An 8,616-nucleotide genomic window follows, 5' to 3' on the forward strand; every position below is an offset into this window, starting at 1 on the left:
CCGCTTTGACGTCCCAAAACACGCCCGAGGGCGTTGCAAATGCGCGCCGTAGCCCGAGCTACGGCTGTGCTTTGCGCCTACTCGGGCGCGTTTTGGGGCGCCCCTTCGGGCACGCCCAATTCCCTCTCAGCCTCTGAGCGCGGCGCGCCTTTCCATCCCGATCGCGACTTTCACCGAAGAGGTATCAACGATGGCCGTGTCCCTGTTTCCGCCCCGCGCCGAGGCGCTGTTTCCGGTCCCTGGGGTTCGAATTGGTGTGACCGAGGCGGGCATCCGTAAGCCTGGGCGCAAGGACTTGACAGTGTTCCTGCTCGACGATGGGGCCGCGGTCGCCGGCGTCTTCACGCAAAACCGGTTCTGCGCGGCGCCGGTGCAGGTTTGCCGGGATCATCTCGCATGCGGCGCGGGGATCCGGGCCTTGGTGATCAATACCGGCAACGCCAATGCCGGGACGGGCCAAAGCGGGCTGGTCCATGCGCGCGCGACTTGCGTGGCCTTGGCGCGACTGCTCCAGGTGGCGCCGGAGCAGGTGCTGCCGTTTTCCACCGGCGTCATCATGGAGCCGCTGCCGTTCGATCGCATCGAGGCGGGGCTCCCCGCCGCGGTGGCCAACGCCGCCGCCGATCACTGGCTGCGTGCGGCCGAGGGCATCATGACGACAGACACGGTGCCCAAGGCGGCCAGCCGCCGGGTGCGGCTGTCGGGCGGGGAGGTGACGATCACGGGCATCGCCAAGGGTGCCGGCATGATTAGGCCCAACATGGCGACGATGCTGGGCTTCATCGCCACCGACGCGTGCATCGACCCGGCGATGATGCAAGCGCTCGTTTCGGAGCTGGCAGAAGCCTCCTTCAACCGTATCACGATCGATGGCGACACCTCGACCAACGATTCCTTCCTGCTCGTCGCCACGCAAAAGGCCATGCATACACCGATTCGGGACGCAGCCAGCGAGGACGGTCGCCGCTTGAGGGCGGCTTTGCTGGAAGTGGCGCAGACCTTGGCGCAGGCGATCGTCCGCGATGGCGAGGGCGCGACCAAATTCATCACCGTCCGTGTCGAAGGCGGCGCGAGCGCCGAAGAGTGCCGGAAGGTCGCATATGCGATCGCCCACTCGCCGCTCGTGAAGACGGCGTTCTACGCGAGCGACCCGAACCTGGGCCGGATCCTGGCGGCGGTGGGTTATGCCGGCATCGTTGATTTGGATCAGACCCGGATCGATCTGTACCTCGACGACGTGCATGTCGTGACCGGCGGCGGGCGTCACCCGGACTATTCGGAAGCGGACGGGCAGCGCGTGATGAAGCAGGCCGAAATTCAGGTTCGCGTCGGTCTGGGGCGGGGGACTCATGCCGAGACGATCTGGACCTGCGACCTGAGTCACGACTACGTTTCGATCAACGCGGATTACCGTTCTTGAAGCGCAGGCGTAAGCCGAAGGGAACCGATCGATGGATCCGCGTTGGGAACATTTGCTGCGTCGTGCGGAACAGATGTTCGATCGCCTCGAGGCGATCCTGCCGCAGCCCCTGTCTCCACCCAATTGGAGCGAAGCGATCGCCTGGCGTTACCGTAAGCGGGCGTCGGGCCATGGCGCGCTCGAGCCGGTGCGGCACCTCGCGCCGCTGCGGCTCGAGGATCTTCGCGCGGTCGACGAGCAAAAAGAGCGCGTGGTCGCGAACACGCGGCAGTTCGTCCGAGGTCTACCGGCGAACAACGTGCTGCTCACCGGTGCGCGGGGTACGGGCAAGTCCTCGTTGATCAAGGCGTGTTTGAATGCGTTCGCCGATCAGGGGCTGCGGCTGATCGAAGTCGACAAGGCCGACCTGACCGATCTGCCCGACATCATCGACCTGGTGGCTTCGCGGCCCGAGCGTTTCATCATCTTCTGCGACGACCTGAGTTTCGAGGAGGGTGAGAGTGGCTACAAGGCCCTCAAGTCGGTGCTCGATGGGTCGGTCGCGGCGGCTTCGCCCAACGTGCTGATTTATGCGACCAGCAACCGCAGGCACCTCTTACCCGAATACATGCGTGACAACCTGGAAGCGACGCGGGGCCCCGGTGGCGAGCTGCATCCGGGCGAGGTCGTGGAAGAAAAGATCTCGCTGTCCGAGCGCTTTGGCCTTTGGGTGAGTTTTTACCCGTTCGGGCAGGAAGAGTATCTCGCGATCGTGGGTCAGTGGCTCGCGGCGCTGGGCGCCACGGACGCAGAGATCGCGGCGGCGCGGCCGCAGGCGCTGGTTTGGGCGCTCGAGCGAGGCTCGCGCAGCGGACGGGTTGCGTATCAGTTCGCGCGGGATTTCATGGGCAAGCGCGGCGTCTCGGCATGAGGTCTTCCTCGCCGGTGCTCCGTGTCGACCCTGAGCGCCCCCGGGACGCGGCGGACGGCGAGCGTCCGATCACCGATGTCGCGGTGGGCATCTTGGTCGATCCGGCCGGGCGTTTTCTCATGACCAGTCGCCCCCCTGGCAAGCCCTATGCCGGGTACTGGGAGTTTCCGGGCGGCAAGGTCGAGCCCGGCGAAAGCGTCGAAGCGGCGCTGGCGCGGGAACTGCGCGAGGAACTGGGCATCTCGGTTGAAGCCTGCACGGTCTGGCGCGAGGAGGTGGTGGACTACCCCCATGCACTGGTGCGTTTGCACTTTTGTCGGGTGCAGCGATGGACGGGAAGTCTGCAAATGCTCGAAGGCCAGCAGGCCTCGTGGGAAACCCTGCCCGTGCAGCTCGCCCCGATTCTCCCCGGCTCGCTGCCGGTGCTGCGTTGGCTCGCCGAGGCCCCGGTCGAATCGCTCTCAAAATAAGAGCAAGAAGTGACCGATTGATGCCGGCAACAGCGTCAAAAACCTGAATTTTTCCCGGATTCGGGCGGTTCAGCCTCGGCCGGCGCGTCCTCGCGGCTGGGCAGCCGGAATTGCTCGCTGGCCCAGGCGCCCAAGTCGATCTGGCGGCAGCGGGCGCTGCAAAACGGGCGGTACGGATTTTCAGGGCCGTACACCGCCGGCCCCCCACACGCGGGGCAGCGGACGATCCGGGGTCGGGCTGGGGGTTCGACGGGCTCGGGCGCACACACGGTGTTGGCTCCGGCGTTCAGGCGCAGAGGGTGAGGTCGAAGCTGACGTCGTCGTGCGTGGCGACGAGGCGGTTTTCAGGCCCCATGCGCAACAGCCGAACCGAGACGAGCAGCCGATTGCCACTGATTTCGGGAACCAACCCCAGTTCCGGCGCCAGCCGCAGCCGCAGGAGCTGAAACGTTTTGCCCTGTGGAAGCGTCTGCTGAAATTGCCCGGCCGTCGCAACCACCCGCTGCGGCATGCCCGACTCGCGCAGCATGCGCAACAGCATCCGTACCGAGCGCGCCAGAGGTTGCAAACACGCCGTCCACGCCTGCAAGTCGCGTTGGCGGTCTTCGGCGTCGAGGTGTTGCCAGGCGTGATAGGACGGCAGATCGAATTCGAAGGTTCCACCCGGAATGGCCGCGCGGCTGCGCACGCTCATGAGCCAGTCGTTTTCCGTCAGGGTGTGACCGGTCTTTCCAGACAGCGCTGCGAGATCGGCAAAGCAATGGTCGAGCCCCGCGATGACCTCGTCGAGCGCCCGCTCCGAGATGGCGGGGTTGCCGCGGTAGCCGTTGAGCACCTGTTTTTGCCGCTCCAGATCCTTGAGCACCTCGGACTTCAGGTCGGCCCGGGTCGCGACGTCCATGATTTCGAACAGCGTGACCAAGGCGAAATGGTGGTCGATGGGCGAAACACGCGGAATCAGGACATCGAGCCGGTCCAGCAGATGCTGCAGCCGAAGATAGGTCCGGATGCGTTCGTTGAAAGGGTATTCGTACAGAATCACGCGGGTGCTTTCGCCGAAGGCGCTGTTTCAGTGAGAAGGTCGGAATCGCTGAACATCATAGCCCGATGCAAGCAGCGAGCTGCGCAACCGAACGACGCAGTTCGTCGAGGCTCACGCCTTCGTTGAAGACGACGGCGTCGGCGGCGGCCAATCGCTCCTGCCGGCTGGCCTGTGCATCGATGATGCGTTGAACCTCGTCGGCACGCAGCCCATTTCGGGCGCAGACCCGTGCGATTTGCGTTTCGGTGCGGCAATCGACGACGATGATGCGATCCAGCCGCGGTCGCCACCGGCGCGACTCGACCAGCAGCGGAATGTCCAACACGATGCAGCGCGCGCCCGCAGCTTCCTGGCGCGCGACTTCCTGCGCAATTTCCCGTGCCACCAGCGGGTGGACGATGGCTTCGAGATCGGCCTTGGCTTGGGCATCGGAGAAAACGAGGCTGCGCATACGCGCGCGGTCCACAGCCCCCTCGGGCGTGATCAGCTCAGGCCCAAAGCGTCGGGTGATGTCGGCGATGGCCGCACCACCGGGCGCCGTGACCCGGTGCGCGACGGCGTCGGCATCGATGATCGCGGCACCGAGTGCCTGCAGCATCGCAGCGACCGTGCTTTTGCCGCTGCCGATGCCTCCGGTCAGGCCGACATGCCAGCTTGCCGCCGCTTCCAAAGCCGCTCCTCAGAGGCCCAGTGCCCGCAGGATGCTCTGCGGGCCAAACACCATCGCCGTCAACCCGGCGCCAGCGAGGAAGGGGCCGAAGGGAACATAGCCTCCTTCCCGCAAGCCGCTGTTGAGTTTGAGCGCGATGCCCACGAGCGCGCCGATGATGGACGCCATGAGGATCATCGGCACCAAAGCCTGCCAGCCAAACCAGGCCCCGAGCGCTGCGAAGAGCTTGAAGTCTCCAAAACCCATGCCTTCTTTGCCCGTGACCAGCTTGAAGCTCCAGTAAACCAGCCACAGCGACGCATAGCCGGCGGCAGCGCCCCAGACGGCGTCGTGCAGGGTCAGATCGATCCAGCCCAGGTCGCTCGCGATCAGGCCGGCCCAGAGCAGCGGCAAGGTCAACGAGTCCGGGAGGAAGGTGGTGTCCCAATCGATCAGCGCCGCTGCGAGCAACACGGTGGCGAAGAAGATCCAGGCAGCCGCCGTCGGCGTCAAGCCCCAACGCCAGAGGCAGCCCGCAAACACCGCCGAGACGGCCAGCTCGACCAAGGGATAGCGCAGGCTGATGCGGGTGTGGCACTGCGAGCACCGTCCGCGGAGCGCAAGGTAGCTCAGGACCGGAATGTTTTCGTACCAACGGATGACATGCCCGCAGTGCGGGCAGGCCGAGCGAGGGACGGCCAGATTGAAGGGCTCGGCGGAGGGCGCTGGCGCGCCGGTGAGCTGGGCGCACTCGGTGGCCCAGGCGCGCTCCATCATCTTGGGCAGCCGGTAGATGACGACATTCAAAAAACTGCCCACGAGCAGACCCAAAACGGCGGCCAATGCCGCCGCGATACTGGTGTCCATCGCCATCAGACGACCTGCCCCAGTTTGAAGATCGGCAGGTACATCGAGACCACGATGCCCCCGATGATGACGCCGAGGAACACGATGATGATGGGCTCCATCAGGCTCGAGAGACCCGCGACCATCTCGTCGACCTCGGCCTCGTAGAAGTCGGCCGCCTTGCCCAGCATGTGGTCGAGTGCACCCGATTCCTCGCCGATCGCCGTCATCTGCAGCACCATGCTCGGGAACAGGTTGGCGTTCCCCATGGCCGCCGTGAGGCTGCTGCCGGTGCTCACCTCTTGCTGGATTTTGCGGGTGGCTTGCGCGTAGACCGAATTGCCCGAGGCGCCGCCCACCGAGTCGAGCGCCTCGACCAGAGGGACGCCGGCGGCAAACATCGTCGACAGCGTTCGGGTCCAGCGCGCGACGACGGCTTTTTCGATCAAAGGGCCAAAGATGGGGATTTTCAACAGCAGCCGGTCCATGAACATTTGCACCTTCTCGCTGCGCTTCCAGGCTTGCATGAAGAAGTAAAACGCCGCGCCCAGGCCGCCAAAAATCAGCCACCAGTACTTCACGAAGAATTCGCTCATCGCAATCACGAAGAGCGTCGGTGCCGGCAGGTCTGCGCCGAACGAGGTGAACACCTGCTTGAACGCGGGAATGACGAAAATCATGATGACGGTCACGACCACGAAGGCGACGACGATCACGGAGATCGGGTACATCAGCGCCGAGCGGATCTTCGACTTGATCGCCTCGGTCTTCTCCATGTAGGTCGCCAACCGGTCGAGCAGGGCTTCGAGAATACCGGCCGCCTCGCCCGCCTCGACGAGGTTGCAATAAAGGCTATCGAAGTACATCGGGTACTTGCGGAACGCGGCGCTCAGCGAGGTGCCGGTCTCGACGTCGGCACGGATGTCGTTGAGCAGCTTGGTCACGCTCGGGTTCGGGTTGCCCCGCGCCACGATGTCGAACGACTGCAACAGCGGAACGCCGGCCTTCATCATCGTGGCGAGCTGCCGCGTGAAGAGCGCAATGTCCTTGGGCTTGATGCGCTTGCCGCCACGCATCCGCCGCTTCTTGATCTTCGTCGGCAGGATGCCTTGCCGACGAAGCATGGCCTGGACCTGGTTCTCGCCAGCCGCCCGGGTTTCGCCGCGGACGGTTTTCCCGCTGCGGTCTTTGCCTTCCCACTCGAACACGAGTTCCTGTGCGCTCTTAGCGGCTGTGGCCATGCCGTTCTCCCTTGAATTCCATGCGACTGTTCACTCGTTCAGACATTGGTCACCGCCAGCACCTCTTCGAGCGTCGTCAGACCCTGGCGCACCTTGAGCAAGCCCGACTGCCGCAGCGAGCGGACGCCCTCGCGCTCGGCCTGCTCGGCAATTTCCATCGCGCTGCCGTCGCGCAGGATGATGCGCTGAATCTCCTCGCTGATCGGCATGACCTGATAGATGCCGACGCGACCCTTGTAGCCTTCGTTGCAACTGGCGCAGCCGACCGCCCGATAAGGTACCCAGCTCCCATCGAGCTCCTCCTCCCGGAAACCCGCGTCGAGCAGCGCTTCGCGCGGCAAGTCGACGGGCGTTTTGCACTTGGGACACAGGCGGCGCGCCAGGCGCTGCGCCGTGATGAGGATGACGCTCGAGGCGATGTTGAAGGGCGCGATGCCCATGTTGCGCAGCCGGGTGAGCGTCGCCGGTGCGTCGTTGGTGTGCAGGGTCGACAGGACGAGGTGGCCGGTCTGGGCAGCCTTGATGGCGATGTCGGCGGTTTCGAGATCGCGGATTTCGCCGACCATGATGATGTCGGGATCCTGCCGGAGGAAGGCTTTGAGTGCCGAAGCGAACGTCAGGCCGGCCTTTTCGTTGACGTTGACCTGGTTGACGCCGGGGAGGTTGATTTCCGACGGGTCTTCCGCGGTCGAGATGTTGACCCCCGGCTTGTTGAGCAGGTTCAGGCAGGTGTAGAGCGAGACCGTCTTGCCCGAGCCCGTCGGCCCGGTGACCAGAATCATGCCGTAGGGGCGTTCAATCGCCTGCAGCAGGCGCTGCTTTTCTTCGGGCTCGTAGCCCAGGGCATCGATACCGAGTTTGGCGCTGCTCGGGTCGAGAATCCGGATGACGATCTTCTCGCCGAACAGCGTGGGCAGCGAACTCACCCGGAAATCGATGGTTCGGTTCGGCCCCACCTTGAGTTTCATGCGTCCATCCTGCGGCACGCGCTTCTCCGAGATGTCCATCTTGGAGATGACCTTGATCCGCGAGGCGAGCTTTTCCTTGATGGCGACCGGCGGCGAGGTGATTTCCCGCAGCACGCCGTCGATTCGGAAGCGTACGCGGTAGTTGAACTCGTAGGGCTCGAAATGCAGGTCCGACGCGCCCATGTTGACCGCGTCGACCAACATTTTCTGCAGGAAGCGGACCACCGGGGCGTCATCGACTTCCGAGCTGACCGCGTCGGTGTCGTTGTTGCCTTCCTCCGCGGTCTCGACATCGAAATCGAAGTCCGCCCCGATGACTTGTTCCAGCGATTCGCTGGCCGATTTGGTGACCTGTTCGACGAGACGGGTCAGCTTGTCGTATTCGGCGATGATCCAGTCCACCCCGAGCTGGGTGCGGAACTTGATCTGTTCGGCGACCTTGGTGTCCGACGGGTCGGCCGTCGCCACGATCAGTTGGTTACCGCGCTTGCTCAGCGGCAGCACGCGGTGTTCAGCGCAAAATTTCGCATCGAGCAAGCCCTTGGGCAGCCGATCGACATCGACCGCCTCGAGATCGATCAGCGGCACCGCAAAAGCGGTTGCGATGGTGTGCGCGAGGTCGGCGGCCGAGACGGCGCCCGAACTCGTCAACTCGACGATGAAATTGGTCTTGCCAGACTGGGCTTTCCGATAGAGGTCTTCAGCCAGCTTCTGACTGAGCTTGCCAGCCATCACCAGCGCACGGGCCAGCCCGGGAAGGGCGACGCCGCTGGGGCTGGTGATCGGGGATTCGTTGATGGCCATTCAGCGCAGTGGTTCTGTCACAACACAATGAGATCGAGCGATCTTCGCTGATTGGTGTCTGGCTGTAAACCTCGCGCAGGGGCGCAACGTGCCGAAGTTGGCAGCCAGTCGCCTCGAAGCGACAGCGTCGCAGGCCGCTGGTCCGCGTTGCCTCGACCCGTGCCAACAAAAAGCCCCGCGAAAGCGGGGCTGATCTGGCGCAGGGCGCACCTGCTGAAATCTGGTCGGGGTGAGAGGATTCGAACCTCCGGCCTCTACGTCCCGAA

9 protein-coding genes are annotated in these 8,616 nt (G+C 64.4%); 3 read left to right on the plus strand and 6 right to left on the minus strand.

Going from position 1 to position 8,616, the window contains the following annotated elements; all coding sequences use genetic code 11:
* Positions 1–190: 190 nt before the first annotated feature.
* Genes argJ through JHC36_RS05765 form a run of 3 tightly spaced genes read left to right on the plus strand, consistent with a single transcriptional unit; the run spans position 191 to position 2,800 of the window.
* Positions 191–1,420, plus strand: coding sequence for a bifunctional glutamate N-acetyltransferase/amino-acid acetyltransferase ArgJ (argJ, locus tag JHC36_RS05755; protein WP_287916961.1), 1,230 nt, complete (start codon positions 191–193; stop codon positions 1,418–1,420).
* Between the two features lie 31 nt (positions 1,421–1,451).
* The gene (locus tag JHC36_RS05760) at positions 1,452–2,330 is read left to right on the plus strand and encodes an ATP-binding protein (RefSeq protein ID WP_287916963.1); all 879 of its coding nucleotides are present in this window, start codon (positions 1,452–1,454) and stop codon (positions 2,328–2,330) included.
* A complete protein-coding gene (locus tag JHC36_RS05765) occupies positions 2,327–2,800 on the plus strand; it encodes an NUDIX domain-containing protein (protein WP_287916966.1) in 474 nt (157 codons plus the stop codon). The genes JHC36_RS05760 and JHC36_RS05765 overlap by 4 nt, the downstream gene beginning before the upstream one ends.
* A 35-nt stretch (positions 2,801–2,835) precedes the next feature.
* Here the strand turns inward: JHC36_RS05765 and JHC36_RS05770 are convergent, their stop codons facing one another.
* The 6 genes from JHC36_RS05770 to pilB all read right to left on the minus strand — a co-directional run bounded on the left by JHC36_RS05770 (position 2,836) and on the right by pilB (position 8,350).
* On the minus strand, positions 2,836–3,069 hold the full coding sequence (locus tag JHC36_RS05770) for a DNA gyrase inhibitor YacG (RefSeq protein ID WP_124223811.1): 234 nt from the start codon (positions 3,067–3,069) through the stop codon (positions 2,836–2,838).
* A 17-nt stretch (positions 3,070–3,086) separates the two neighbouring features.
* Complete coding sequence (gene zapD / locus JHC36_RS05775) at positions 3,087–3,842, minus strand: cell division protein ZapD (RefSeq protein ID WP_124223813.1); 756 nt, start codon at positions 3,840–3,842, stop codon at positions 3,087–3,089.
* A 55-nt stretch (positions 3,843–3,897) separates the two neighbouring features.
* Positions 3,898–4,440: a dephospho-CoA kinase gene (coaE, locus tag JHC36_RS05780; protein ID WP_503006906.1), complete on the minus strand. Its 543-nt coding sequence runs from the start codon at positions 4,438–4,440 to the stop codon at positions 3,898–3,900.
* Positions 4,441–4,521: 81 nt separating this feature from the next.
* Positions 4,522–5,364, minus strand: a complete 843-nt coding sequence (locus tag JHC36_RS05785; protein ID WP_287916973.1) for a prepilin peptidase — start codon at positions 5,362–5,364, stop codon at positions 4,522–4,524.
* Positions 5,364–6,578: a type II secretion system F family protein gene (locus JHC36_RS05790; protein WP_287916976.1), complete on the minus strand. Its 1,215-nt coding sequence runs from the start codon at positions 6,576–6,578 to the stop codon at positions 5,364–5,366. Before JHC36_RS05790 ends, JHC36_RS05785 begins: the two co-directional genes overlap by 1 nt.
* A 38-nt stretch (positions 6,579–6,616) precedes the next feature.
* Entirely contained in the window at positions 6,617–8,350 is a 1,734-nt protein-coding gene (pilB, locus tag JHC36_RS05795; protein ID WP_124223823.1) for a type IV-A pilus assembly ATPase PilB, read from the minus strand.
* Between the last annotated feature and the right edge of the window lie 266 nt (positions 8,351–8,616).

Source organism: Tibeticola sp., from assembly GCF_022759015.1.
Lineage (GTDB): Bacteria > Pseudomonadota > Gammaproteobacteria > Burkholderiales > Burkholderiaceae_C > Tibeticola > Tibeticola sediminis.

Coding starts and splice junctions, on each gene's coding strand:
- argJ (WP_287916961.1), top strand. CDS start 191: ATGGCCGTGTCCCTGTTTCCGCCCCGCGCCGAGGCGCTGTTTCCGGTC.
- JHC36_RS05760 (WP_287916963.1), top strand. CDS start 1,452: ATGGATCCGCGTTGGGAACATTTGCTGCGTCGTGCGGAACAGATGTTC.
- JHC36_RS05765 (WP_287916966.1), top strand. CDS start 2,327: ATGAGGTCTTCCTCGCCGGTGCTCCGTGTCGACCCTGAGCGCCCCCGG.
- coaE (WP_503006906.1), bottom strand. CDS start 4,440: ATGCTGCAGGCACTCGGTGCCGCGATCATCGATGCCGACGCCGTCGCG.
- JHC36_RS05785 (WP_287916973.1), bottom strand. CDS start 5,364: ATGGCGATGGACACCAGTATCGCGGCGGCATTGGCCGCCGTTTTGGGT.
- JHC36_RS05790 (WP_287916976.1), bottom strand. CDS start 6,578: ATGGCCACAGCCGCTAAGAGCGCACAGGAACTCGTGTTCGAGTGGGAA.
- pilB (WP_124223823.1), bottom strand. CDS start 8,350: ATGGCCATCAACGAATCCCCGATCACCAGCCCCAGCGGCGTCGCCCTT.